Genomic DNA, 2,130 nt, shown 5'->3' with positions numbered 1-2,130 from the left:
TCACGGCCTCATTTACCTACGTACGCCCATATGCCGCGCACGCAAAGAGCCCCCCGCGACCCCGATCATGACCCTTCGAACAGGCGGGTTAGCATATGAGCACCGCCTAGCTCGAAAGAGACTTCTGTGACTGTCAACGACGACTCGTTCACCAACTGGAAGAACCGCGAGGAGATCGCGGAGTCGATGATCCCGATCATCGGGAAGCTGCACCGCGAGCGGGACGTGACGATCCTGCTGCACAGCCGCTCCTTGGTGAACAAGTCGGTGGTCAGCATCCTGAAGACGCACCGGTTCGCGCGGCAGATCGCGGGCGAGGAGCTGTCGGTCACCGAAACGCTGCCCTTCCTCCAGGCGCTCACCACGCTCGACCTCGGCCCGTCCCAGATCGACATCGGCATGCTCGCCGCGACGTACAAGGCCGACGACCGCGGCCTGTCGGTGGCGGACTTCACCGCCGAGGCCGTCGCCGGTGCCACGGGCGCCAACAAGCTCGCGGGCGGCGCGGGCCGGGACGTCGTCCTCTACGGCTTCGGGCGCATCGGCCGCCTCGTCGCCCGTCTCCTGATCGAGAAGGCGGGCTCGGGCAACGGGCTGCGGCTGCGGGCCATCGTCGTGCGCGGCGGCGGTGACCAGGACCTCGTCAAGCGCGCCTCGCTGCTGCGCCGCGACTCCATCCACGGTCAGTTCCAGGGCACGATCACGGTGGACGAGGAGTCCAGCACGATTTTCGCCAACGGCAATGCCATCAAGGTGATCTACGCCAGCGACCCGTCCGAGGTCGACTACACGGCGTACGGCATCAAGGACGCCATCCTGATCGACAACACCGGCAAGTGGCGGGACCGCGAGGGCCTCTCGCAGCACCTGCGCCCCGGTATCGACAAGGTCGTCCTGACCGCTCCCGGCAAGGGCGACGTCCCGAACATCGTGCACGGCGTGAACCACGACACGATCAAGCCCGACGAGCAGATCCTGTCCTGCGCGTCCTGCACCACCAACGCGATCGTGCCGCCACTGAAGGCGATGGACGACGAGTACGGTGTCGTCCGCGGCCATGTGGAGACCGTCCACTCGTTCACCAACGACCAGAACCTGCTGGACAATTACCACAAGGCGGACCGTCGGGGCCGCAGCGCGCCGCTGAACATGGTCATCACCGAGACCGGTGCCGCCTCCGCCGTCGCCAAGGCGCTGCCGGACCTCAAGGCCCCGATCACCGGCAGCTCGATCCGCGTCCCCGTGCCGGACGTCTCGATCGCGATCCTCAGCCTGCGCCTGGGTCGTGAGACCACCCGCGAGGAGGTCCTGGAGTACCTCCGCGACGTCTCGCTGAACTCGCCGCTCAAGCGCCAGATCGACTTCACCACCGCCCCCGACGCCGTCTCCATGGACTTCGTCGGCTCGCGCCACGCCTCGATCGTCGACGCGGGCGCCACCAAGGTCGACGGCGACAACGCCATCCTCTACCTCTGGTACGACAACGAGTTCGGCTACTCCTGCCAGGTCATCCGGGTCGTGCAGCACGTCTCCGGCGTGGAGTACCCGACGTACCCGGCCCCGGCCGTCTGATCCCGGGCCCGACCCCGCGCCGCCCGAGCCCGCAGGACGCTCAGGCGGCGCGCGGCTGTCCGGCGGCCAGCAGGTCCATCAGCTCGGCGCGGTGCAGTCCGGCGACACGGTCCAGCAGGTCGGGATGGCGCAGCAGCGCGGCCGCCTGGCGGTCGTTCTCGTCGGGAGCCGTCAGACGCCGGAACTCCATCGGCGCACCCGCGGTGTGGCCGCCGTCGAGCGCCGCGCTCACCGCGACCTCGGCCAGCCGCGGCTCGGCGAGCAGACAGGCCGCCCAGCTCGCCACCACCTCGTCCACCCAGCTCCGCCAGGGCTCGCCGCCGCCCTCCACGCCGGTGATCCAGTCCAGCCGGACCGAGCCCCCGGAGCCGGCCATGCCCGCCAGAGCGGCATCCGTCGGCGTCGGGATGCTAACCCGCCTGTTCGAAGGGTCATGATCGGGGTCGCGGGGGGCTCTTTGCGTGCGCGGCATATGGGCGTACGTAGGTAAATGAGGCCGTGACGTGGAGGTCCCTGAGATGTTCGTATGAATCCGTGGGGCGGTTGAACAAGGCGGGC

General features: G+C 68.7%; 2 protein-coding genes. One reads left to right on the top strand and one right to left on the bottom strand.

The genetic code is table 11. The features are described from left to right. Positions 1-126 precede the first annotated feature (126 nt). Positions 127-1,572 carry a glyceraldehyde-3-phosphate dehydrogenase gene (locus ACWD11_RS35105; protein ID WP_451287950.1) on the top strand — a complete coding sequence of 482 codons (1,446 nt, stop codon included), beginning with the start codon at positions 127-129 and terminating at the stop codon, positions 1,570-1,572. Between the two features lie 40 nt (positions 1,573-1,612). Here the strand turns inward: ACWD11_RS35105 and ACWD11_RS35100 are convergent, their stop codons facing one another. Beyond that, the gene (locus tag ACWD11_RS35100) at positions 1,613-2,104 is read right to left on the bottom strand and encodes a hypothetical protein (protein ID WP_451287952.1); all 492 of its coding nucleotides are present in this window, start codon (positions 2,102-2,104) and stop codon (positions 1,613-1,615) included. Positions 2,105-2,130 lie beyond the last annotated feature (26 nt).

It is taken from the genome of Streptomyces sp. NPDC002776 (genome assembly GCF_053592195.1).
The sequence above is the reverse complement of the archived record's forward strand: the minus strand, read 5'-3'. Positions and strand labels throughout refer to the sequence as shown.